Source organism: Variovorax paradoxus (assembly GCF_029919115.1).
GTDB lineage: Bacteria > Pseudomonadota > Gammaproteobacteria > Burkholderiales > Burkholderiaceae_C > Variovorax > Variovorax paradoxus_O.
In genome coordinates this window covers 2,684,292-2,706,059 of record NZ_CP123990.1, presented here as the reverse complement: position 1 = coordinate 2,706,059, position 21,768 = coordinate 2,684,292, and the positions used below count along the sequence as shown (strand labels likewise).

20 protein-coding genes are annotated in these 21,768 nt (G+C 65.8%); 12 read left to right on the top strand and 8 right to left on the bottom strand.

Going from position 1 to position 21,768, the window contains the following annotated elements:
• Positions 1-50 precede the first annotated feature (50 nt).
• Positions 51-971: a LysR substrate-binding domain-containing protein gene (locus QHG62_RS13145; protein ID WP_281151270.1), complete on the top strand. Its 921-nt coding sequence runs from the start codon at positions 51-53 to the stop codon at positions 969-971.
• A gap of 17 nt (positions 972-988) precedes the next feature.
• Here the strand turns inward: QHG62_RS13145 and QHG62_RS13140 are convergent, their stop codons facing one another.
• The 3 genes from QHG62_RS13140 to QHG62_RS13130 form a co-directional block, all read right to left on the bottom strand.
• Positions 989-1,696 carry a hypothetical protein gene (locus tag QHG62_RS13140; protein WP_281151269.1) on the bottom strand — a complete coding sequence of 236 codons (708 nt, stop codon included), beginning with the start codon at positions 1,694-1,696 and terminating at the stop codon, positions 989-991.
• 79 nt (positions 1,697-1,775) lie between these two features.
• Positions 1,776-2,780: a response regulator transcription factor gene (locus QHG62_RS13135; protein ID WP_281151268.1), complete on the bottom strand. Its 1,005-nt coding sequence runs from the start codon at positions 2,778-2,780 to the stop codon at positions 1,776-1,778.
• A gap of 23 nt (positions 2,781-2,803) precedes the next feature.
• Entirely contained in the window at positions 2,804-6,445 is a 3,642-nt protein-coding gene (locus tag QHG62_RS13130; RefSeq protein ID WP_281151267.1) for an ATP-binding protein, read from the bottom strand.
• 93 nt (positions 6,446-6,538) lie between these two features.
• Between QHG62_RS13130 and QHG62_RS13125 the strand changes: the two genes are divergently transcribed.
• From QHG62_RS13125 to QHG62_RS13080, 10 genes are all read left to right on the top strand, one after another.
• On the top strand, positions 6,539-6,841 hold the full coding sequence (locus tag QHG62_RS13125; RefSeq protein ID WP_015867014.1) for an urease subunit gamma: 303 nt from the start codon (positions 6,539-6,541) through the stop codon (positions 6,839-6,841).
• Between the two features lie 28 nt (positions 6,842-6,869).
• Entirely contained in the window at positions 6,870-7,469 is a 600-nt protein-coding gene (locus QHG62_RS13120) for a HupE/UreJ family protein (protein WP_281151266.1), read from the top strand.
• Positions 7,470-7,486: 17 nt separating this feature from the next.
• A complete protein-coding gene (locus QHG62_RS13115; RefSeq protein WP_281151265.1) occupies positions 7,487-7,792 on the top strand; it encodes an urease subunit beta in 306 nt (101 codons plus the stop codon).
• Positions 7,793-7,795: 3 nt separating this feature from the next.
• Positions 7,796-9,538: an urease subunit alpha gene (ureC, locus tag QHG62_RS13110; protein ID WP_281151264.1), complete on the top strand. Its 1,743-nt coding sequence runs from the start codon at positions 7,796-7,798 to the stop codon at positions 9,536-9,538.
• Positions 9,539-9,647: 109 nt separating this feature from the next.
• Positions 9,648-10,220, top strand: a complete 573-nt coding sequence (gene ureE / locus QHG62_RS13105; protein WP_281151263.1) for an urease accessory protein UreE — start codon at positions 9,648-9,650, stop codon at positions 10,218-10,220.
• A 244-nt stretch (positions 10,221-10,464) separates the two neighbouring features.
• Positions 10,465-11,136 (top strand): urease accessory protein UreF, encoded by a 672-nt coding sequence (locus QHG62_RS13100; protein ID WP_281151261.1) that lies wholly within the window; start codon positions 10,465-10,467, stop codon positions 11,134-11,136.
• An 18-nt stretch (positions 11,137-11,154) separates the two neighbouring features.
• Positions 11,155-11,805 (top strand): urease accessory protein UreG, encoded by a 651-nt coding sequence (ureG, locus tag QHG62_RS13095; RefSeq protein WP_281151260.1) that lies wholly within the window; start codon positions 11,155-11,157, stop codon positions 11,803-11,805.
• 155 nt (positions 11,806-11,960) lie between these two features.
• Positions 11,961-12,461, top strand: coding sequence for a pyridoxamine 5'-phosphate oxidase family protein (locus QHG62_RS13090; RefSeq protein WP_281151258.1), 501 nt, complete (start codon positions 11,961-11,963; stop codon positions 12,459-12,461).
• Between the two features lie 154 nt (positions 12,462-12,615).
• Positions 12,616-12,861: a GlsB/YeaQ/YmgE family stress response membrane protein gene (locus tag QHG62_RS13085; RefSeq protein ID WP_281151257.1), complete on the top strand. Its 246-nt coding sequence runs from the start codon at positions 12,616-12,618 to the stop codon at positions 12,859-12,861.
• Positions 12,862-12,870: 9 nt separating this feature from the next.
• Positions 12,871-14,877, top strand: a complete 2,007-nt coding sequence (locus tag QHG62_RS13080; protein ID WP_281151256.1) for an AsmA family protein — start codon at positions 12,871-12,873, stop codon at positions 14,875-14,877.
• Positions 14,878-14,911: 34 nt separating this feature from the next.
• On the opposite strand, the gene QHG62_RS13075 is transcribed toward QHG62_RS13080, so the two are convergent.
• The gene (locus QHG62_RS13075) at positions 14,912-15,175 is read right to left on the bottom strand and encodes a general secretion pathway protein GspL (protein WP_281151255.1); all 264 of its coding nucleotides are present in this window, start codon (positions 15,173-15,175) and stop codon (positions 14,912-14,914) included.
• Between the two features lie 308 nt (positions 15,176-15,483).
• Here QHG62_RS13075 and QHG62_RS13070 point away from each other — a divergent pair, with 308 nt between their 5' ends.
• Positions 15,484-15,765, top strand: coding sequence for an HU family DNA-binding protein (locus QHG62_RS13070; RefSeq protein ID WP_126747002.1), 282 nt, complete (start codon positions 15,484-15,486; stop codon positions 15,763-15,765).
• 34 nt (positions 15,766-15,799) lie between these two features.
• On the opposite strand, the gene QHG62_RS13065 is transcribed toward QHG62_RS13070, so the two are convergent.
• From QHG62_RS13065 to QHG62_RS13050, 4 genes are all read right to left on the bottom strand, one after another.
• Positions 15,800-16,429, bottom strand: a complete 630-nt coding sequence (locus QHG62_RS13065; RefSeq protein ID WP_281151253.1) for a L,D-transpeptidase — start codon at positions 16,427-16,429, stop codon at positions 15,800-15,802.
• 92 nt (positions 16,430-16,521) lie between these two features.
• On the bottom strand, positions 16,522-16,887 hold the full coding sequence (locus QHG62_RS13060; RefSeq protein WP_281151252.1) for a hypothetical protein: 366 nt from the start codon (positions 16,885-16,887) through the stop codon (positions 16,522-16,524).
• Positions 16,888-17,059: 172 nt separating this feature from the next.
• Entirely contained in the window at positions 17,060-20,458 is a 3,399-nt protein-coding gene (locus tag QHG62_RS13055) for an efflux transporter outer membrane subunit (protein WP_281151251.1), read from the bottom strand.
• A complete protein-coding gene (locus QHG62_RS13050) occupies positions 20,446-21,765 on the bottom strand; it encodes a hypothetical protein (protein ID WP_281151250.1) in 1,320 nt (439 codons plus the stop codon). The genes QHG62_RS13055 and QHG62_RS13050 overlap by 13 nt, the downstream gene beginning before the upstream one ends.
• Positions 21,766-21,768: the final 3 nt, after the last annotated feature.

Sequence of the window (21,768 nt, the reverse complement as noted above, 5' to 3'; positions counted from 1 at the left end):
CAAATAAAATCATCTAGCTTGAAATACTCAAGCGATAAGAAAACTTATCGATGCGCTTCACCGAAATAGAGACCTTCCGCGCCCTGATGCGCGCCGGCTCCACCCGCAAGGCCGCGGCGCTGCTGCATGTGACCCAGCCAGCCATCAGCCAGTCGCTCAAGCGGCTCGAGGCGCAGGCCGGCATGGTCCTTTTCCAGCGCACGGGCGGTCGGCTGGTGCCCACGCCCGAGGCGCGCGCACTGTGGACGGAGGTGGAGCGCGTGTTCATCGGCATGGAAGCCATAGAGCACCGCATGCGCAGCCTGCGCGACTTCGGCACCAACCAGCTCGAACTCAGTTGCTATCCGGCTTTTGGGCTCGGCTTCATGCCGCGTGCACTGGAACGCCTGAAGGAACAGCGCGGTGACAGCCCCTGGCCGCAGGTTTCGTTGCAGGTGCTCAGTTCCAAGGACGTGCGCGACCGCGTGGCCAAGGGCATTTCAGACTTCGGCCTGATGGCCGATGAACTGTCGCTCGAAGGCATCGACCACTCGACCTTCGCACGCTTTCCCGGCGTCGTGGTGATGCCGCAGGGCCATGCGCTGGCGCGCTTCAAGCGCATCGAGCCGGAGCAACTCGCGCAAGTGCCTTTCCTGGCCCTGAACCCCGAAGACCCTTCGCACCGCGGCCTCGAAGCCGCGCTTGCCGAGCGCGGCGCAGCGCTGCGGGTGATGGTGCAGACGCCCTACGCGGCCAGCGTGTGCGAAATGGCTTTGCGCGGCCTGGGCGTGGGGCTCGTCAACCCGATCACCGCGCTCGACTACGCTGAACGCGGACTCGTGGTGCGGAGGCTCTCGGTCGATGTGTTCTTTTCGTGCGTGCTGGCCATGCCGGCGGGCAAGGTGCTTTCCACCACCGCGCGCGACTTTCTTTCACTCATGCGCCGGCAGCTGGCGGAAGACGAAAAGCGCATTCAGCGCTACCTGCGCTGATTCGCACCCGCCTCTGCTTACTTCCAGCCGAACTCGTGGTTAAGTCCCACGACAAAGCCGTTCACGCCGCGTGGCCCCGTCCTCGAAGCGCTCACATCCACGCTGATCAGCGGCGTAAGGCTGAAGCGCCCGCCGATGCGCGAAGTCCATACGCCCGATGCACGGCTACGCTCGGCAATGAGCGAAACCTTTTCGTCGAGCGCCCACTCCACCGCCAGTCCGCCGCGCGGCGTGCGTGCGCCCGTGCCCGTGGCCCAGTCGGCGCCGATGTTGGCATGAATTTGCAGGCTGCCCGACGGCCGCCACGTGACGGGCAGCACCAGTTGCCCACCGGCACGGCCGCCGCGCCTGACGTCGAACACAGCTCCAAGTGAAATTGCGGCGCTCAGCGGTGCATCGGCCGCCGGCCCCAAGAAGTTCCATTTGAGCTGCGGCCCGGCGATGACTGTATGAATGCCCTCTGCTGAAAGCCTGTCGAAGCTGAAGCCGAGTTCGACAGGCCCGACGCGACACGACGGGCCGAGGTGCAACCCGGTTACCGGCTCCGGTCCGGTGCGGCCCCACCAGGCTTCGTACTGGCATTGGCCCGCATCGAGCGTGCCGGCATCGTCCACATCGAAATGGCCCCCTGCCCGCGCACCTGCGCTCGCCAGCGCGCAGGCCGCCAACGGAAGCCAGGCGAGCCGGGACCATCCAATCGTTGCCGTGCATCTGTTATTTTTCATCGCCTGCATCCCCGGGGATCGCGCATTCTAGGGACGGCGGAAGTCGCCCCGGCGACGCGGCTGGCGCGCCCGCATTGCCTCAGATCTCGAATTGCGGCTGCAGCTCGCGAATGCGCTTGATCGCCACGCCGGCGGCCGCCGTGCGGGTCTCGACGCCAAGCTTCACGTACACCCTTTCGAGATGCTTCTTGGCCGTGGCGGGGCTGCTGCCGAGGATCTCGCCGATGTCCTTGTTGGTCTTGCCCTTCACCACCCAGTAGAGCACCTCGGCCTCGCGCGCTGTGAGCTTCAGGCTCAGGCTCATGGCCTCGATCACCCCCGTGTCCGAAATCTCGCGCATGACGATCATCCATTCATCGCCGTCGTCGTCCTGCCCGGTCTGCCGGTGCAGGCGCAGGCTGAGACTGCTTGCCCCCTGGGCAATCGAAAGCGCCGGCGGCTCGATGCCCTGTTGCCGGGCATCGGGCGCATGGCGCCGCAGCCATTCCAGTATGGCCGGCGGTGTTTCGGGCGCACGGGTGTCGCAGTAGCGCTGCAGCAGGTCGCGCGCGAGCGCGGTCTGCCAGATCAGCCGGCCTTCGGGCAGGCGCACGGTAATGCTGGCGTAGCCGAAGGCGTCGAGCGCATTGCGCGCCTGCCCGGCCTGGCGCGCGTCCTGCCGGGCGCGGCGGGCGCCCTGCAGGTGCACGTTCATGCGAGCCAGCACTTCCTTGGGCTTGATCGGCTTGGTGACGTAGTCGACCCCGCCCGCTTCGAGTGCGGCCACCAGGTGCTCGGTTTCGGTGAGCCCGGTCATGAACACGATGGGAATGTGCGCCGTCGCGGGATCGGCCTTGAGCCGGCGCGCCACCTCGAAACCGTCGATGCCCGGCATCATCGCGTCGAGCAGCACGATGTCGGGGCGGGCCTGCGCGGCGCGCTGCAGCGCCTGTTCGCCGTTGGTGGCAATGAGCACCGTGTAGCCCGATTCGTCGAGCGCGTCGTGCAGCACCGCAAGGTTGTCGGGCACGTCGTCGACGATCAGCACCAGGTCGCTGTTGGCGCCCTGTTCGCGCAGCGTTTTGGCGAGCGGTGTGGTTTCCATGGGGTTGATGTTCGCCGCGATTTTCAGGCCGCGCTCACGGCCGCGGCAAGCGCACGGCCCATGGCCTCGAACTGGAATTGCCGAGCGAGCACGCGCTGCCCCTCGGTCCATGCCTTGCATTCGGGCTCTTCGGCATCGATCTCGTCGAGCTGGTTCATGATGCCGCGGAAGTAGCCCAGGCTCACGGCTTCGTCGAGCGCACGCAGTCGCGAAAGCGAAGGCGCCTGCACGGCGCGGGGTGCGGCGGCTGGTTGCGGCTTGGCGGCCGTGTCCGTCCATTGCAGGCCGAGCCGCCGCTCGAGCCAATCGAGCAGTTCCGTGTGCCGCACCGGCTTGACGAAGAAATCCTCGGGGGCAATGCCTACGTCGTTCTCCAGCCCCTTGTCGAAGGCATTGGCCGAAACGATGGCCACCGGCGCATCGACCAGTCCCAGCTTGCGCGCACGGCGAATCGTCTCCCAGCCGTCGATGCCCGGCATGGCCAGGTCGACGAACATCGCGTCCGGCCGGTAGCCGGCCGCGATGAGGTCGAGCGCGTCGTGCCCGCTCGCGGCGGTGCGCAGGCCAAAGCCGAGCGGCGCCAGCACATGGCCGAGCAGGTCGCGGTCGGCCTCTTCGTTGTCGACCACCAGCAGTTGCCGGCGGCGCCCTTCGTAGCCGCGCCGCACGCGTTGCGCCGGCGCAGCGCGGCCCAAGGCGCCCGCAGTCTCGTGCACGCGCGGCAGGAAGAGCCGCACGCAGAAGAGCGAGCCCTCCCCAGGCGCGCTGCTCACCTTCATCTCACCGCCCATCAGGTCGGTCAGCATCTTGGCGATGGTGAGGCCCAGCCCCGCACCGGGCGTTGCGGCCGCAGCCGCATCGCCGCGCGTGAAGGGCTCGAAGATGCGTTCGATGTCTTCGGCCGTCATGCCGGGCCCGGTGTCTTCTATTTCGACCGAGGCGAACTCGCGTGCGTATGAAAGCCGCAGCGTCACCTCGCCCGCGGTGGTGAACTTGATCGCGTTGCCCAGCAGGTTGATGAGGATCTGGCAGACCCGTTTTTCGTCGGCGCGCACCACCTCGGGCAAGGCTCCCGTCGTCTCGAAGCGGAAGCGCAGGCCCTTCTCCGCCGCCTGCAGCTCGAACATGTCGGCCAGTTCGCGCAGGGTGTCGGCGAAGCGCATGGGCCTCGCATGCAGCGTGAGCTTGCCGGCCTCGATGTGCGCAATGGCGAGCGTGCCCTCGATGAGCGACAGCAGATGCTCGCCGCCGCGCTTGATCACCGCCACCGCCTGCTGGCGGTGCGGCGGCACCGATGCGTCTTCGCCCATGAGCTGCGCATAACCAAGAATGCTGTTGAGCGGCGTGCGCAGCTCGTGGCTGATGGCGCTGATGTAGCGGCTCTTGGCCTGGTTGGCCTGGTCGGCGGCGCGGCGGGCCTCTTCGGCCGCGAGCTTGGCCTGCTCGGCGACTTCGCGCGCCTCTTCCGCAGTCTGCTTGGCCGACTGCAGCGCACGGTCGGTGGCACGGTGCAGTTCGATCTCGCGCATCAGCAAGTGGGTCTGGCGGTTCGATTCTTCTTGCGCCACCTTGCGGCTCTGGTGCGCCAGCACCAGCCACCAGGCCACCACACCCGCAATCACGAGCAGCGCCATGTACGCCTTGAGAAAGCCCGAGCGCAGCGACGAGCGCTGCACACCTGCCAGCGCCTCGGCGAGCTCCGATTGCGATGCGAGCTGCAGGGCGCTTTCGCCCAGCGCACGCAGCTCCTGCTGGTAGAGCACGCCGAACACCACCGCCAGCACCGGCACGATGATCAGCATCAGCAGCAGGAAGTGTCCGAGCCCCGTGTCCAGATAGCGCCAACTGAGGCGCGGCAGCAGCCAGCGCAGCACCGACGACCACTGAGACGAAAGGCTCGCATGCGGCTTGCACAGATCGCCGCAGCGCGCATCGAGCGTGCAGCACAGCGAGCAGATCGCCCCTTGGTAGGCCGGGCAATGAGCCATGTCCGGGCCCTCGTATTCGCGCTCGCAGATCACGCAGTGCTGCACCTTGAGGCGCTGGTAGCTGCCATCGGCACCGCGCTCGTCCACATCGTTCTCGACGCGCGCCCAGCGAACCGCACGCGGGCCCTCGGCCGGGGCAAAGGCGACCGGGCCATTGCCGACCGAACCCCGCGCCAGGTAGTACTTGCCGCCGGTCGCCCAGGCAATCAGCGGCGAAACGACCAGTGCCGTGCCGAGCGCGATGAGTGCCGAAAAGGCTTGTGCCAGCGGCCCGAAGACGCCGAGGTGCGCGGTAATGGAAAGCAGCGAAGCCAGCGCCATCGCGCCGACGCCCACGGGGTTGATGTCCCACAAGTGCGCCCGCTTGAACTCGATGCCCGGCGGCGAAAGGCCCAGCGGCTTGTTGATGACCAGGTCGGCCACCACGGCCATCATCCAGGCGATGGCGATGTTGGCGAACAGCCCGAGCACGTCGCCCAGCGCCTCGAACACGTTCATCTCCATCAGCATGAAGGCGATGAGCGCGTTGAACACCACCCAGACCACCCGCCCCGGGTGGCTGTGCGCCACGCGCGAGAAGAAGTTGCTCCACGCCAGCGAGCCCGCGTAGGCGTTGGTCACGTTGATCTTGAGCTGAGAAATCACCACGAACAGCGCGGTCGCGGCCACAGCCCAGCCGTAGTTCGGAAACACGTATTCATAGGCCGCCAGGTACATCTGGTTGGGATCGACCGCGCGCTCGACCGGCACCATGTGCGTGATGGCCAGGTAGGCCAACAGCGCGCCGCCCAGCATCTTGAGCACCCCCAGCACCACCCAGCCAGGCCCGCCGGCCAGCACGCCCGCCCACCAGCGCCGGGCGCTCACAGCCGTGCGCGCGGGCATGAAGCGCAGGTAGTCGGCCTGCTCCCCCATTTGGGTGATCAACGCAATGCCGACCGTCAGTGCAGCGCCAAACAGGTGCAGATCGAAGCCCTTAGCACCCGCCTTCACACCGTTGTAGTGCACGATGCCCGCGAATGCACCAGGATCGCGCACCAGCACGAAGACGAAAGGCACCACCAGCATCACCAGCCACAGCGGCTGGGTCCACAGCTGCAGCCGGCTGATGGCCGATACCCCGTGGGTGACCAGCGGAATCACCACCAGCGCACACACCAGGTAGCCCCAGACGGGCGGCACGCCCAGCGCCAGCTCCAGCGCATAGGCCATCACCGCCGCCTCGAGCGCAAAGAAGATGAACGTGAACGAGGCGTAGATCAGCGAGGTGAGTGTGGAGCCGATATAGCCGAAGCCCGCGCCCCGCGTGAGCAGGTCCATGTCGACGCCGTAGCGCGCGGCGTACACGCTGATGGGCAGGCCCGCCAGAAAGATGATGAGCCCGGTGGCAACGATGGCCCAGAACGCGTTGGCAAAGCCGTACTGCACCAGCAGCGTGGCGCCCACCGCCTCCAAGATGAGGAACGACGCCGCGCCGAAGGCCGTGTTGGCCACCCGCCATTCGGACCATTTGCGAAAGCGCTGCGGCGTGTAGCGCAGCGCGTAGTCCTCGAGCGTTTCGCTCGCCACCCAGCTGTTGTAGTCGCGCCGCACCTTGACGATGCGCTGCGGCGCGTCGTCGGGGCTGGTGGAAGTCTCGGCGGGGTTCACACCGTTTCGGTGCAGCTTTCGTGCCATCCATACGTCTTTTGGCGAACAGCGGCACGACTGTTGCAAAGCCGAAGCCTGCCCAATAATGGCCGACCTCCACGCACCCGACGCCGCCCCCTCATGGAACTGACCCCGCGCGAAAAAGACAAGCTGCTGATCTTCACCGCAGCTTTGCTGGCCGAACGCCGCAAGGCGCGGGGCCTGAAGCTCAACTACCCCGAAGCCGTCGCGCTGATTTCCGCCGCCGTGATGGAAGGTGCCCGCGACGGAAAGAGCGTTGCGGCGCTCATGAGCGAGGGCCGCACCGTGCTCACCCGCGCCGACGTGATGGACGGCATCGCCGAGATGATCCCGGACATCCAGGTGGAAGCCACCTTCCCTGACGGCACCAAGCTGGTCACCGTCCACCAACCCATCGTCTGACTCTTTTCCAGAACAAGAAAGCCCTGTCATGCGCCACAACGTTTCCAAGACCCTTGCCCTCATTGCGATGCTGCTGCCCCTCGCGGCCAGCGCCCACACCGGCGCCGACGGCGGCGTGCACCACGGCTTTGCCACCGGTTTTCTGCACCCGCTGACCGGCGCCGATCACCTGGCAGCCATGGTGGCAGTCGGCCTTTGGAGTGCGTTGGCCGCGCGCCGCGCCTGGCCCGATCTGCTGTGGGCACCGCTGGCTTTCGCGGGCATGCTGCTCGCGGGCGCGCAGATGGGACTGGCGGGCGTGCAGCTGCCGGCGGTCGAACCGATGATTGCGGCCTCGCTGCTGGTGCTGGGCCTGCTGGTTGCAACGCGCACCCACCTGCCGGCCGCGGCAGCCGCGGCGGTGGTAGGCGTGTTCGCCATCTTCCACGGCGTGGCGCACGGGCACGAACTCGCGAGCGAGCAAGGCGCCGCGCTGACGCTGGCGGGCATGGTGGGCGCCACCGTGCTGCTGCACCTGGCGGGCATCGGGCTCGGCTGGGCACTGCGCCATGCCAATGCCTGGCTGCCGCGCGTGACAGGCGCCGCGGTGGTGGCGCTGGGCGCGACGCTGCTCTCGCAGGCCGTCTGAAAAGGCGCCGCGACACCATGATTCCCGGCGAACTTTTTACCGACGAGGGCGAGCACACGCTCAACCCCGGCCGCCGCACGCTCACGCTGGTGGTGCAGAACACCGCCGACCGGCCGATCCAGGTCGGTTCGCACTATCACTTTGCCGAGACCAACGGCGCGCTCGGCTTCGACCGCGAGGCCGCGCGCGGCATGCGGCTGAACATCGCCTCGGGCGCGGCGGTGCGCTTCGAACCGGGCCAGCAGCGCACGGTCGAGCTGGTCGACTTTTCGGGCGACCGCGTCGTCTACGGCTTTCGCGGCCTCGTTCAAGGAAAGCTCTAAGCCATGGCAACGATTGGAAGGCGTGCATACGCCGAGATATTCGGCCCGACCGTGGGCGACCGGGTACGTCTTGCGGACACCGACCTGCTGATCGAGGTCGAGGCCGACTACACGCTGCGCGCCGGCGGCTACGGCGAAGAGGTGAAGTTCGGCGGCGGCAAGACCATTCGCGACGGCATGGCGCAGTCGCAGCGCACGCGCGACGGCAAAGGCAGCGGACCAACCGCCGGCGGCGCCGTCGACACCGTGCTGACCAATGCGCTGATCCTCGACCACTGGGGCATCGTGAAAGCCGACATCGGCCTGAAGGGCGGCCGCATTGCTGCCATCGGCAAGGCCGGCAACCCCGACGTGCAACCGGGCGTGGACATCGTCATCGGCCCGGGCACCGAGATCATCAGCTGCGAGGGCAACATCGTCACCGCCGGCGGCATCGACAGCCACATCCACTTCATCTGCCCGCAGCAGATCGAGGAAGCGCTGGCTTCCGGCGTGACCACCATGCTCGGCGGCGGCACGGGCCCGGCCACCGGCACTTTCGCGACCACCGCCACCCCCGGCCCCTGGCACATCGAGCGCATGCTGCAGGCGGCGGATGCATTCCCCATGAACCTGGGCTTCCTGGGCAAGGGCAACGCCAGCCTGCCCGATGCGCTGCACGAGCAGATCGACGCCGGCGTCATAGGCCTGAAGCTGCACGAAGACTGGGGCACCACGCCCTCGGCCATCAGCAACTGCCTGGACGTGGCCGACGCCACCGACACGCAGGTGGCGATCCACAGCGACACGCTCAACGAATCGGGCTTTGTCGAGAACACCATCGCCGCCGTGGGCGGCCGCTCGATCTGCGCCTTTCATACCGAAGGCGCCGGCGGCGGGCATGCGCCGGACATCCTGCGCGTGGTGGGCGAAGAGAACTTTCTGCCCTCTTCCACCAACCCCACCATGCCCTACACCGTGAACACGCTCGACGAACACGTCGACATGCTCATGGTGTGCCACCACCTGGACGCCGGCATTGCCGAAGACCTGGCCTTTGCCGAGTCGCGCATCCGCAAGGAGACCATTGCCGCCGAAGACGTGCTGCACGACCTGGGCGCCATCAGCATGTTCAGCTCCGACAGCCAGGCCATGGGCCGTGTGGGCGAGGTGGTGCTGCGCTGCTGGCAAACGGCGCACAAGATGAAGCTGCAGCGCGGCAAGCTGCCGCAGGACAACGAGCGCAACGACAACTTCCGCGCCAAGCGCTACGTGGCCAAGTACACAATCAACCCCGCCATTGCGCACGGCATTGCGCACGAGGTGGGCTCGCTCGAAGTCGGCAAGTGGGCCGACATCGTGATCTGGAAACCGGCCTTCTTCGGCGTGAAGCCCTTCACCCTCATCAAGGGCGGCACCATCGCCATGGCCGCCATGGGCGACCCCAACGCGTCCATTCCCACGCCGCAGCCGGTGCACTACCGCCCGATGTTCGGCAGCTACGGCGGCTCGCTGGCCAAAAGCTCGCTGACCTTCGTCTCGCAGGCCGGCCTTGCCGCGGGCATCAAGGAGCGCTACGGCCTGGCCAAGCACCTGAGCGCAGTAAAGAACATCCGCAACGTGCGCAAGAAGGACCTGATCCACAACAGCTACGCGCCGAAGATGGAGATTGATGCGCAGACCTATGCCGTGCGCGCCGATGGGCACCTGCTGACCTGCGACCCGGCGGTGCAGCTGCCGCTGACGCAGCGCTACTTCCTGTTCTGAGCGGCGCCTTCAGGGTCTTGCACAAGAGGCCCGGCGCCCGCTTGACAGGCTGCGTATCCTCGACGGTATCCATCCTGTCGTTTCACGCCTTTGGCGTTCCATTCGCACCATGCTCACCGCCAACAAACTCATGCCCCAGGGCCGCGGCCTTGCGCCCGTGCTGCTGAAGCGCGCCGCCACCATCGAACTCGACTGGGACGTGCGCCAGAAAAGCCGCTTCGACGCCACCGATTCGCAAGGCCGGCAGATCGGCGTGTTCCTGCCGCGCGGCACGGCGGTGCGCGGCGGCGATGTGCTGGTGGCCGAAGACGGCTCGCTGGTCCGCGTCATCGCCGCGCCGCAGCCGGTGCTGCGCATCACGCATTGCACCGCCCACGGCACTCCGTTCGACCTGACGCGCGCGGCCTATCACCTGGGCAACCGGCATGTGCCGATCGAGCTCAAGCCCGACCACCTGAAGATCGAGCCCGACCATGTGCTGGCCGACATGCTGCGCTCGATGCACCTGATCGTCGTTGCGGTCGAGGAAGCGTTCGAGCCTGAAGGCGGCGCTTATGGGTCGCATGAGCATTCGCATGGCAGTGGGCACAGCCATGACCATGCGCATGATCACGGCCACTCGCATTCGAAGGGTCCTAAGCCGCTGGTGCTTGCACCGGAGTTTCTTGACGACCATGGCTGATTCAGGGCGCGCACCCGCCGACGGGGTACCTTACTCCGCGAATGTCCCCCGGCCTGCGGCCTCCTCCTTTATTTCGCTGCGGGGAGTACCCGATGCCCTGTGCACCGGGGCACGCTGCTGGTGTACCAGCGAAATAAAGGAGGAGCCGAAGGCGGGGGACATTCGCGGAGGGGAGTACCCGGTGGCCTTTGCACAAGCCCCGAACAGCAGCGCCTCACCAAACAGCGCCAAACGAACAGCTGACATGCCCGACGCACAAAGCCTCCTGCAGCTCATCTGGCTAGCATCCCCGGCCCTCCCGGTAGGCGGCTTCTCCTATTCCGAAGGCGTCGAAGCAGCCGTCGAATGGGCTGGCATCGATTCGGAAGCCAAAGCCATCGAGTGGCTCTCCGACCAGCTGTACCTGAGCTTCGCGCGCGGCGACCTTGCACTGGTAGCGCAAGCCATACCCGCATGGCGCGAAGGCGATGCAGCACGCATCCACCAACTCAACGAATGGGTCATGACCACCCGCGAATCGGCCGAGTTCTTTTTGCAGACTGAGCAGATGGGCCGCTCCTTCGTCGAATGGCTCAAGCTGCACCACGACGACACCGCCGCCGTTTTTGCCGACCTGCCCGCGAGCTACCCCGTCGCGTTTGCCTTTGCCGCAAGCCGCACCGGTGCCTCGGTGCACGACGGTTGCCTTGCCTTCGCCTTCGGCTGGGCCGAGAACATGGTCGCCGCCGCAGTCAAGGCCGTGCCGCTCGGCCAGAGCGCGGGCCAGCGCATTCTTGCGCGGCTTGCCAATGAAATTCCCACCGCCGTCGAGCGTGCAATGCACCTCGGCGACGACGAGCGCCAGGCCTTTGCACCCCTTTTGGCCGTGCTGTCGGCACGCCATGAAACACAATACTCGCGCCTCTTCAGAAGCTGACCGAACCGGACCTTTGCCATGACCTCCGCCCTGCACCACATTCCCAATCGCACCAAGAAACTTCCGCCGCTGCGCGTGGGCATCGGCGGCCCGGTCGGCTCGGGCAAGACCACCCTGCTCGAAATGCTCTGCAAGGCAATGCGCGACAAGTACGACCTTGTTGCCATCACCAACGACATCTACACCAAGGAAGACCAGCGCCTGCTTACCGTGGCCGGCGCCTTGCCCGCCGAGCGCATCATGGGCGTGGAAACCGGCGGCTGCCCGCACACCGCCATCCGAGAAGACGCCTCCATCAACCTCGAGGCCATCGACCGCATGCTCGAGGACTTTCCCGATGCCGACGTGGTGTTCGTTGAATCCGGCGGCGACAACCTTGCGGCCACCTTCAGCCCCGAGCTTTCGGACCTGACCATCTACGTGATCGACGTGGCGGCCGGCGAGAAGATTCCGCGCAAGGGCGGCCCCGGCATCACCAAGAGCGACTTGTTCGTCATCAACAAGACCGACCTGGCGCCGTATGTGGGCGCAAACCTCGACGTGATGGAGCAGGACACCCAGCGCATGCGCCGCCAGCGGCCTTACGTGATGACCAACCTCAAGACCCATACCGGCGTGGCCGAGGTGGTCGCCTTCATCGAGAAGCGCGGCATGCTCATCGCCGACTGATCTCCGCGCACCGTTGATCGCCGTGCCGCGCCCTGCGTCGGCATCGGATGACACGCGCATGCGCCCAACTTCCTCATGGCGCCGGCTTTCGGCCGCCTACGGTGGTGCCTTCGATCTTCGAACCACGCGAACGAACAACGGAGAGCAACCAAGCCATGACCACCACCGACGAACACGCCAAGCTCTGGGACCTGATCAAGGACACCCGCTACGGCATGCTGACCCATCGCCACGCCGACGGCCAGCTGCACAGCCATCCGCTGACCACGCAGAGCAAGAACATCGAAGAAGGCTCGACGCTCTACTTCTTCGTGCCCAGGAATGGCGACATTGCGCGCCATGTGGCAAGCGACCCCAGCGTGAACATTGCCTACGCCAACACCGACGCCGACAGCTATGTGTCCGTGACCGGCCGCGCCACGCTGCGGGAAGACCAGGCCAAGAAGGAAGCTCTTTTCAACTCCGCGGCCAAGGCCTGGTTTCCCGGCGGCGCGACCGATCCGAACCTTGCGCTGCTGGCAGTCGAAATCCTCGGCGCCGAGTACTGGGACGTGAAGGAAAGCAAGATGGTGCAGTTGCTGAAGATGGCCAAGGCGGCCATCACTGGCGATCAGCCGCCGTCACTGGGCGAACACAAGAAGCTGGATCTCGGCTGAGAAGCGACGAAGAAGCGTCCTGCTCCGGCGATTGCGATTTTTCGGCAACAAAGCACAAGTTCACAGTTCGACTTGATCGTTTCCGGGCCATTGCCTGCACCACTGCTACCCTTGCCGCTCCAAGGCCATCCTGGCCGATCAAGGGAGTAGGTAAATGAGTATTCTGTGGTTTCTGGTTGTGGGCCTGGTCGCCGGCTGGCTGGCCGGCATTCTGGTCAAGGGTGGCGGCTTCGGCCTGGTCGGCGATCTCATCGTGGGCGTGGTCGGTGCTTTTCTTGGAGGCTTTTTGTTCAGCACGTTCGGCGTGTCGATGGGTGGCGGCCTTGTCGGCAGCCTGATCGTTGCCACCTTGGGCGCCGTGGTGCTCCTGTTCATCGTTCGCCTGATCAAGCGCGCATAGCGTTCGCTATTGAAATCAAAAATCCCACGCGCTGCCGCCTGGACCCTGCTTCTCCTGCTGGGCCTGGCGGCCATTGGCATCGCACTTGTCCTGAGCCTTGACTGGAATCGCGCGAGGCCGTGGATCAACCAACGCGTGAGCGAAGCGACCGGGCGCCCGTTTGCCATACGCGGCGACCTGGTCTTGCAGTGGAACAACCCCGAGACTGAAACTGGCTGGCGCCGCTGGGTGCCCTGGCCGAGGCTGAGCGCGCACGACATCACCCTGGGCAATGCGGACTGGAGCAAGACCGGCCCGCACCTGGCAGAAATCAAGCAGCTGACTTTTTCGCTGAACCCGCTCTCGCTGCTGGATCACACGATCCGCATCCCCACGCTGGAACTCGCGGGCCCCGTTCTTTCGCTCGAACGCACTGCGGACGGCAAGAACAACTGGACGCTGGCCTCCGACAACACGGCGCCATCGGCCTGGAAGCTCGACCTGCAGCGGTTGGTACTGAACCACGGCACCGTGAAGCTTGCCGATGCGCAGGCAAAGCTCAATCTCAAGATCGATGTCGAAAGCCTGCCCCGCGAAACCGCGGAGGGCTACGGCATCGGCTGGAAACTCGGCGGCACTTTTCGCCAGACTCCGCTGCACGGCAGCGGCCGGGCTGGCGCGGTGCTTTCGCTGCAGCAGGACAAGAAGCCCTACCCGCTGCAGGCAGGCGTGCAGATCGGCACCACGCGCATCGACATCGCAGGCACTTTGACCAAGCCCGATGCGCTCGCGGCGCTGGACCTGCGGCTGAAGCTTTCGGGCGCGAGCATGGCGCACCTGTACCCGATCACCGGCATCACCCTGCCCAACACGCCGCCGTTCAGCACCGAAGGCCACCTGGTCGGCAAACTCGACAAGGCCGGTGGGCGCTGGCTGTACGAACACTTCAAGGGCAGCGTGGGTGAAAGCGACATTGGCGGCACGCTGGAATACATCTCGCAGCAGCCGCGGCCCTTGTTGCGCGGGCAGGTGCAATCCAACCAGTTGCGGCTCGAAGACCTGGCACCGCTGATCGGCGCGGACTCCAACGCCAGCAAAGCCAAGCGGGGCGCCGCCGCCGTTCAGCCGACGGACAAGGTGCTGCCGGTGGAAAAGTTCGACACGGCAAGCTGGGGCAGCATCGACGCCGACGTGAAATTTGCCGGCCGCAAGATCATCCACGCCAAGGACCTGCCCATCGACAGCCTGGTGGCAGACCTGCATCTGAAGGACAGCGTGCTGTCGCTCACGCCGCTGAGCTTTGGTGTGGCGGGCGGCACTCTGGCCGCCACCGTCAAGCTCGACGGCAGGCAAAACCCGATTCGCGCGGATGTGAGGTTTTCGGCACGCCGCTTGAAGATCAAGGAGCTTTTTCCAACACTGAACACCATGCAAGCCAGCCTGGGCGAAGTCGGCGGCGATGCGGCGTTGTCCGCGGTCGGCAACTCGGTTGCGAGCTTGCTGGGCACGTCGAACGGAGAAGTGAAAGCACTGGTCAGCAAGGGCACCATGAGCAAGTTCCTGCTCGAAGCCATGGGGCTGAACATCGGCAACGTGGTGGCAACCCAGATCTTCGGCGACAGGCAGGTTCAGCTGAACTGCCTCGCAAGCGACTTCAAGGTCACGCAGGGCCTGATGCAAACGCGATCGTTTGTGCTGGACACCGATGAATCGATCATCAACGTAACAGGGCAGATCAATCTGTCCAGCGAGCAGCTGGCACTGGAGATACAGCCGCGGAACAAGGCGCTGCGCGTGCTCTCGCTGCGCTCGCCGCTCTATGTGAAAGGCACATTCAAGAACCCCGATGTCGGCGTCGACAAGGGCGCTGTTGCGCTCAAGCTGGGTGCCGCAATTGCGCTGGGCGCCGTGGCTCCCGCTGCTGCATTGCTGCCGCTGTTGAACGTGGGGTCGGAGGAGTTTGCAGGCTGTGCGCCGCTCGAGGCCGCCGCAACAAAGAAGCCGCAGGCACCCGCTGCAAAGGCATCGTCGCGCTGACAGCGGGAACGCCTTGGCAGCAGCGCGAGACCCGTTATTTCTGCGGATTTACGCGCGCCGCATGCGCCGCTCGGCACGCCTCTGTTGCGCGATAAGACGCCAACGCAAAGCAGCGCGCCTCGGCCTCGCGCGCAAGCGATTCGAGCGCACGGCGTTCCTTGGCCGCATCAACCTGAAATTGAACCAGCCATTTCATGAGCATTGCCATCACGATCAGGAGCACGATCAAGGCGGCCATCAACGTTGCGCGCCAGTTGCGGGTGCCCGGGGCTACGTTTCCCAAGAATGGGTTGAGCATGAATTCCCTCCGAAAACAGGCCGCGACAATACGTGGCGCCTTTCTATTCCGTTAGGAAATGCTTCACGTTCGGGGGCTGGTTTACGTGAAGCACCAGAACTAGAGTACAACTCTGTCCAGTACGTCACACCTGTGCCGGGGTTCGTGTTGCCGCACCAACGCACAATCAGCGGACATCCGTCACAGGTACGTCACTTTAGAAGCGGGTGCGCACGCAAAGCGGGGAATCCGCCGTTCGCGTTCAGTCAAACTCGGGGGCTGCACCCAACTTCATTTCCACAACCGTTCTATTGAAAGGAACTCCTGTTTTGAACAAGACCGACCTCATTGCCGCAATCGCAGAAGACACCAACCTCAGCAAGGCCGACGCAGGCCGCGCCTTCGACTCGGCGCTCGAGCATTTGTCGCGCGCCCTGGTGCGTGGAGAAACCGTTCAGTTGATCGGCTTCGGCACCTTCACCGTGGCGAGCCGCGCCGAGCGCCAGGGCCGCAACCCATCCACCGGCGAGGCGATCACCATCAAGGCGAGCAAGAGCCCCAAGTTCGCTGCCGGCAAGGCGCTGAAGGACGCCATCAACCAGGTGGGCTGATCGAAGGAAGGGCGCCATCACGTATGGCGCCGCGTCATTCACTGCCTTCCAGCAGAAACTTGAAATAGGCGTGCGCGGGCTGCTGCTCGGGCAAGATGTAGATCACGCCGCGCGCATTGCCGAACACCGGCTTCACGTAGGCGTCGTAAAACGCCGCGGGCACATTGATGCAGCCATAGGAAATGCGGTGATCTTCCGCATTTGCCGACGCAAGCCGCTCCAGCCGGCGCTCCGACTTGTTGTTGGCGCGAACGCGATGCATGGATATGGCCGCGCCATAGTCCACCCACACAATGTCTTCACCCTGCAGGTTGACGCCGGGCTCTGACACAAAGCGCCCGGCGGGCGTGGTGCGTTCATCAGGGCGGATGTCGGACAGCTTTCGCTCGCCGATGCCTGGGATCGACTCGTCTCCCGGCGCGAGCCCCAACAGCACGGGCGATGCGCCTTGCAGGGTTCCGTCGGCACCAAAAATGAAAACGCGCGCCTTCTTCTTGTCGACGATTGCGAAAGGAAGGCCTTGGTTGTCTTTCATGCCGGCAACTGCGTGCGCCAGCTGCCGCGCTTCAACCGATGCTTCGGCGCTTGCGGCAGCGCCGCTTTCCGTGTGCGCAAACGTTGCTGCGCAAGCAAGCGCGAAGGCCAGGATCACGGAGTTCTTCATGATCGGAAAAACATGGTGCGAGTACCCGGCCCAAAGCGTGGCCGCCAACCGGAATTGGCGGCCGCGCTCAGGCGCAGGGGAGGCGCAGTCGGTCAGCCGCGGTCAGCGCGGGCGCGGCGCACGGGCGCAGCGGGGACCGGGGCAGGTGCGGGCATTGGTGCGGCAACGGGTGCCGGCGCCGGCGCCACTGCCATGCGCACCGGCTCTGGTGCCGGCGCCGGGGCAACCATGCGCACAGGGGCGGGCGCGGCGGGCATGGCGGCCTGCAGGGTGGTGCCGGTTTCGCCCATGGGACCGCCGGTCTGGTTTTGTTGCCCGGCCGGCATGTACACGTTGCCGGAGATGGCGGGCATGTCGGTCTTTGCTGCTTGTGCAATGCCTTGCGCCATTGCCGGCGCGATTGCAAAAGCCATGGCCGTGGTCACCAGAACGTGAGCGATCGAGTGCTTGAATTTCATTTGTGATTTCCCTGAAGTTTTGATTGCGACTGGCAACCCGGGGGCGGATGCCCAGCGCGAGCGCAGTCTGCAATCAAGAACGACAGGGAGCGGCACGAAGACGACAGTGTGCAATCGACGATCCGCACAAGTCGTGAAATTTGACGCGCTTGCACGCGCTGTTGCGATGCCGTTACGCGCTGCGCCAGCCGCCGCCAAGCGCTTTGTAAAGGTTGACCATGTTCACAGCCTGCTTGAGTTGCATCTCGATCAGTTGCTGCTGCTCGGAATAGAGCTCGCGCTGCGCGTCCTGGCTCGAAAAATAATCTTCCAGCCCGCCGCGGAACCGCGTGCGCGAAATGCTCGCCACTTTCTCGAGCGCCTGCACGCGGGCCTGCTGCGCCTCCAGCTGCGGGCGCATGTGGTCATCGGCAATCAGCGCATTGGCCGTCTCTCGAAACGCCACTTGTGCCGCGTACTCATACGACGCCATGGCAGCGGCCAGCCGCTCTTCGTTGCCGGTGACGTTGGCCGAGCGGCGGCCCCAATCGAAGATGGGCAGCGACACGCCCAGCACGCCGGCCCAGCTCCTGTTGCCGCTGCTCAGCAGCGTCGACAGGTCTCCGCTGATGCCGCCCGCCAATGCGGTGAGTGAAATGGTGGGCAACATGGCGGCCTTGGCCGCACCCACGCCGGCGTTGGCTGCCTCTACCCGCGAATAGGCCGCCAGAAGATCGGGCCGGCGCTGAAGCAGGCTGGACGGCAGGCCCGCCGCAACCGATGCAGTCGAGCGCTCGGGCCAGGGCCTTGCACTGCCCGCGTCGGGTGGCACCGGTTGGCCGACCAGCACATTCAGCCATTGCAGGTCTTGCGCAACGCGCATGCGGAACTCTTCTTGCCGCACCCGCGCGTTCTGCAGCAGCGATTGCGCACGAAACACGTCGAGCTGCGCAGCGCCGCCGGCCGCCTTGGCGCGGCCGATCATGTCGGCGTTGGAGGCCAGGCCCGATTCATTGGTATTTGCCAGCGCAAGCAATGCACGGTCAGCGCGCAGCGTGAGATACGCATTCGACACTTCGCCCACTAGGTTCATGCGGGCCGCGGCAAAGTCCTTGTCGCCCGCCTCGGCCAAGGCGCCGGCTTGCTGCGCCGTGCTCTGCTGGCGCCCGAAGAAGTCGAGTTCGTACGAGGTGACGCCGGCCTGGATGTCGAAGCTGTTCGACACGCGCCCGTCGGACGGCACATTGCCCACCGGGCTGAGCGAGCCCTGCGGCGTGGTTTGCGCACGCTGCGCATGGCCCGACAGCCCGATTTGCGGGAACAGAGAGGCGCGGCTTCCCGCATACACGGCTCGCGCTTCGCGGGCCTTCGCGGCATAGGCGCGCAGGTCGCGGTTCTGGGTGAGCGCGGTGGCGATGAGGCCGCGCAGTTCATCGTCCTGGACAAAGTTGCGCCATTCGACCGGCTCGGCGTTGGGCGCCGCAGTGCCTGCAGGGAATTGCGAGGGCAGCGCCAGGTCGGGCTGCTTCATGGGCGGCGTCATGTTGCAGCCACTCACCACCAAGGCCACGCACACCGCCAGCACCATCAAGATGAGCCGAAGAGAAAAACGTACGAACCCCGCTTCGGGCGCGCCGAAGCCCGCGCTGGCGAGCAGGGCCGACGCGGCACGCCATGGCCGCACCTGAACCGCGACGTGGCTCGGGGGCACGTTGAACACATGGCTTACCAAACGTTCGCGCTGCGCCTCGGTGCCGGCAAATCGCAGTTCGGCCCCAGCCGAGCTTTTGCCGGCAAGCTTTGCAGGCAACCAGCCGACCGGCTCGACGTACACCTCCAGCGGCTGCCCCACGCGCATGCGCTTGAGAGCGCGCGATTCGAGCAATGCGCCATCCGCGGCAATGTTGACAAAGCGCGAGTCGATTTCGCCCGCGGCCGTCCGCAGCCGGGTGCGTGCGCGCCAAGGAAAGCGCTCTTCCTGATCGGGCCGCGGCAGATCGACGCAGGCGATGAGCGCCGCCAGGCAAAGAACAAGCGCAATGCCGGTCCACACCAGGTTGAGTTCGTCGCCGGGCGTGAGCGCTTCACCGCTCAGGGCCACCGACGCGCCGCCCAGCTGCAGCGCCACCAGCAGGCCGCCGAACACGGCCACCAGCTTCCAGTGCACCACCGTCTTGGAGCGGTCGAGCCCCTTGTTCGTTACCTTGAATGGGCGGCCGAAGGGCCGCAGCATTGCGCTGGCGAGCGTGCCCGTTACCGCCATGGCGGCCACAAGCTGGCTCACCTCGCTGAACACCGGCAGGCAGCGCCGCTGGCTGATCCAATAGCTGTAGGCCCAGAACATCATGAGCGGCGGTAGCCCGAAAGAGGCAAAGGCTTGCGGCGTGGCGTGGAACACCGACACGCCTGCGTACCAGTAGAGCGCAGGCGCCAGCATGATCATTGCCATGAACGGCTTGCCGAGCCAATGCAGCAGCCCGTGCAAGAAGTGCAGCCGCGCAGAGAAGCTGTAGCCCTTGCCGCGCAGCGGACCATCGGGCAGCAGCGCAAGCTGCACCGTGCCCAGGCACCAGCGGCTGCGCTGGTTGATGTAGTCGATGATGCTTTCGGCAGACAAGCCGTTCGACAACCGCTCGCCCAGCCAGCGCGTAACGTGGCCCTTGCGCAGCAGCAGGTAGGTGGTGTGGATGTCTTCGCACACGCTCCCCACCGGAAAACCGCCCGCGGCGGTGATCAGGTCGCGCCGCACGATGAACGATGTGCCCACGCAAAAGGCCGAATCCGCCGCGTCCTTTGCGGGTTGCAGCACGTCGAAGAACACGCGCTGCTCGTCGACCCAGCTGTCGGTCGCGCGCAGGTTGTGCTGGATGGGGTCGGCGTTGTAATAGAACTGCGGCGTTTGCACCAGCCCGACCTTGCGGTCTGCAAAGAGGCCGAGCATGCGGTAGACGATCTGCCGCTGCGGTGCAAAGTCGGCGTCCAGCACCAGGATGTACGGCGCGTTGGTCACGCCCGCAGAAATTTTCAGCCCGTTGTTCATGTTGCCCGCCTTGGCGTGGCTGTTGTCGGGCCGTCGCGCGTAGTGCACGCCCTTGCGCTCGCAGTAGTCGCGCAGCCAGTCGCGCCGGGTGTCGTCCAGCACCCAGACGTTCACTCGCGGATAGTCGATGGCCTGCGCGGCGATGATGGTTTTTTCGAGCACCGCCAGCTCTTCGTTGTAGGTGCAGATGAACACGTCCACCGCCGGCACCTTGTCGCCGCGGCGGCGCAGCTCGGCCTCGCCGAGGTCGGCCAGCGGCGTGTTGTCGCGCCGGCCCACCAGCATGTGGATCGACATCAGCGTGTAGACGATGGCCGTGAGCTCGAAGGCCAGGAACACCCAGGCAAACAGCGTTTCAAAACCCAGGTCCGACGGCGGCATGGTGGCCACCACGCGCCAGACGGCATAGCGCATCAGCAGCAGCGCGGTTAGCGCGCCAAACACCATGCGATGGCCGGTGCGATCGACCCGCCCCAATGACATGAGGAGAAGCGCGAGCCCCGCAACAAGGGCGTTGAGCTGGAACTCCGGTGTAGCGATCAGGTTGGACATGATGGAATAGCTCCTGCGGCAGTGGTCTTGCCGGTGAAGGGGTTGAAGCCCGTTGCGGCAAGCGCAATCCAGGCGGTGGCGCCCAGGTGGGGCCAGCGGTAGTAGTAAAAGTCGGCGCCCGTCGAGTCCGGCCCTATGGCCAGGCCGGTGGAAATGCGGGTGCTCGGGGTTGCGTAGTACAGGCCGTTGTCGGCACGTTGCGATGCAAGCAGCTGCCACAGCGCCTCGGGCGCGGTTCCCTTGCGCGCCACCAGCGTTGCGGCGGCCTGCGCGCTCCCCTCGGTCCAGATGCCGTCGGGATTGCGCGAGAAGCCATAGCCTTCGGCGAAGCGGTGGTTCTTTTCGACCCAGTCGAGCGCCCGGGTCCAGGCGCATGAGCCTTCGGGCGCCGCCAGCACGGGCCACAGCTGCGCATCCAGGCCCGAGGCTTCGGTGGAGATGGTTGCGCCGTCTTCTTTGGTGCCTATGTTGAAGCGCCCCTCTTGCGCGTTCCACATGCGGTTGACGAACTCGAGCGCGGTGCGGGCCTGCTGGCGCTCGGCTTCGTTGGAGCCGCCTGCGCGCGCGGCCCAGGCGGCGACCATGGCAATGTCGATGTTGTGCTCGGTCGATTTCCAGGTTTGCGGGCGCTGCGCGTTGTCCCAGCCGTACCAGCCGCCGTTGTAGCCGTCGGGCCCGTTCTTGGCGCGCGTGCGCTGCTCGATCCAGCCGAGCAGCTTGCGCGCGTTGGCCACGTAGGCCGGCGACCGCTCCGCCTCCGACAGGTTCAGCAGCAGCAAGGCGGCCCACGCCACGTTGCCCGTAGCGGTGCTCACCTGGTAGGCATCGGCAATCCATTGCTTCTTGCCTGCGTCCCAGCGGCCCGGCAGCGCGGCCTTGTCTTCGGTCATGGGGCCGGCGCGATAGGCGTTGCGCACGCGGCCGTCGGGCATGCCCGGGTCGCGCTCCATCGCGCGCACCACGGCATCGCCGATGCGCTTGGCCGAAGCCGCATCGCCGCAGGCCAGCAGCGCAATGCCGGCCAGTGCGTTGTCATAGGTAAAGGCCGCGCCGGCGAGCGCGGGCTCCAGCGGCGGGCCCTGCTTGTTGTCCGCAAGCCGGTAGCTGGCCAGAAACAGCGGCCCCGAGGCTGCACCCTTCTGGTCTTCAGTGACCGCGCGGCGCAGCCCCTCGCAGCTTTGGCGCGCGAGCTGCTGCTGCGTGGCCCCAGGCTTTTGTGCATGGGCCGCGGGCATCAGCAACATCGACACCATCGATGCGACAGCGCAATGCGCGAACCTGCGCGGAATGGAGGAGAGAACCTGCATGGG

Bases quoted from the DNA above. Each gene is read 5' to 3' on its own strand.
- ureE (WP_281151263.1), top strand. From the start codon at position 9,648: ATGCTCACCGCCAACAAACTCATGCCCCAGGGCCGCGGCCTTGCGCCC.
- QHG62_RS13135 (WP_281151268.1), bottom strand. From the start codon at position 2,780: ATGGAAACCACACCGCTCGCCAAAACGCTGCGCGAACAGGGCGCCAAC.
- ureC (WP_281151264.1), top strand. From the start codon at position 7,796: ATGGCAACGATTGGAAGGCGTGCATACGCCGAGATATTCGGCCCGACC.
- QHG62_RS13060 (WP_281151252.1), bottom strand. From the start codon at position 16,887: ATGAAATTCAAGCACTCGATCGCTCACGTTCTGGTGACCACGGCCATG.
- QHG62_RS13065 (WP_281151253.1), bottom strand. From the start codon at position 16,429: ATGAAGAACTCCGTGATCCTGGCCTTCGCGCTTGCTTGCGCAGCAACG.
- QHG62_RS13145 (WP_281151270.1), top strand. From the start codon at position 51: ATGCGCTTCACCGAAATAGAGACCTTCCGCGCCCTGATGCGCGCCGGC.
- QHG62_RS13055 (WP_281151251.1), bottom strand. From the start codon at position 20,458: ATGTCCAACCTGATCGCTACACCGGAGTTCCAGCTCAACGCCCTTGTT.
- QHG62_RS13125 (WP_015867014.1), top strand. From the start codon at position 6,539: ATGGAACTGACCCCGCGCGAAAAAGACAAGCTGCTGATCTTCACCGCA.
- QHG62_RS13075 (WP_281151255.1), bottom strand. From the start codon at position 15,175: ATGCTCAACCCATTCTTGGGAAACGTAGCCCCGGGCACCCGCAACTGG.
- QHG62_RS13100 (WP_281151261.1), top strand. From the start codon at position 10,465: ATGCCCGACGCACAAAGCCTCCTGCAGCTCATCTGGCTAGCATCCCCG.
- QHG62_RS13140 (WP_281151269.1), bottom strand. From the start codon at position 1,696: ATGAAAAATAACAGATGCACGGCAACGATTGGATGGTCCCGGCTCGCC.
- QHG62_RS13090 (WP_281151258.1), top strand. From the start codon at position 11,961: ATGACCACCACCGACGAACACGCCAAGCTCTGGGACCTGATCAAGGAC.
- QHG62_RS13120 (WP_281151266.1), top strand. From the start codon at position 6,870: ATGCGCCACAACGTTTCCAAGACCCTTGCCCTCATTGCGATGCTGCTG.
- ureG (WP_281151260.1), top strand. From the start codon at position 11,155: ATGACCTCCGCCCTGCACCACATTCCCAATCGCACCAAGAAACTTCCG.
- QHG62_RS13130 (WP_281151267.1), bottom strand. From the start codon at position 6,445: ATGGCACGAAAGCTGCACCGAAACGGTGTGAACCCCGCCGAGACTTCC.
- QHG62_RS13085 (WP_281151257.1), top strand. From the start codon at position 12,616: ATGAGTATTCTGTGGTTTCTGGTTGTGGGCCTGGTCGCCGGCTGGCTG.
- QHG62_RS13115 (WP_281151265.1), top strand. From the start codon at position 7,487: ATGATTCCCGGCGAACTTTTTACCGACGAGGGCGAGCACACGCTCAAC.
- QHG62_RS13050 (WP_281151250.1), bottom strand. From the start codon at position 21,765: ATGCAGGTTCTCTCCTCCATTCCGCGCAGGTTCGCGCATTGCGCTGTC.